Genomic DNA, 440 nt, shown 5'->3' with positions numbered 1-440 from the left:
TTTCATTGGGGAATTTTTCGGTGCTGAGAAAGTAAGTTGTGATGTGAATTTCCTCTTGGAAGAGCGGTATAACCCAAGACAAATTTCGCCAGAACAGTACAAACAATTTACAGCTATATTGCAACAAAAAAAGGAATAGCATCTGGCTATTCCTTTTTTGTTTATTGCTTTTTTATTTGTATAAGCTGCTTAAATAACGTATTAAAAACCTCTGCTTGCTCTTCTGTAATTTCAACACCGTTAGAATGTAACTTACCCTTGTCTAGAAAATCGGTAACATTAAAGTCCATACTATTTGGGTTATCTGTTCTTCCTAAAATAAAGTCTGTAGTGGAATCCATAATATCTGCTATCTGAACAAGAACTTCGTATTTAGGTCTACGGTAGTTTGTTTCATAGCCGCCGTATGCTGACTTAGACATGTTTAGTCGTTCTGCAGT

Annotated in this window: 1 protein-coding gene; it reads right to left on the bottom strand. The window is 35.5% G+C overall.

From position 1 onward, the window contains the following. Positions 1-161: 161 nt before the first annotated feature. The coding region (locus tag KVT34_RS29875) for a helix-turn-helix domain-containing protein (protein ID WP_217563257.1) at positions 162-440 on the bottom strand (279 nt) is incomplete at its 5' end.

It is taken from the genome of Paenibacillus sp. GbtcB18 (assembly GCF_019091125.1).
GTDB classification, from domain to species: Bacteria; Bacillota; Bacilli; order Paenibacillales; family NBRC-103111; genus Paenibacillus_F; species Paenibacillus_F chitinolyticus.
Note: the sequence above shows the minus strand (reverse complement) of the source record. Positions and strands in the feature narration are given on the sequence as shown.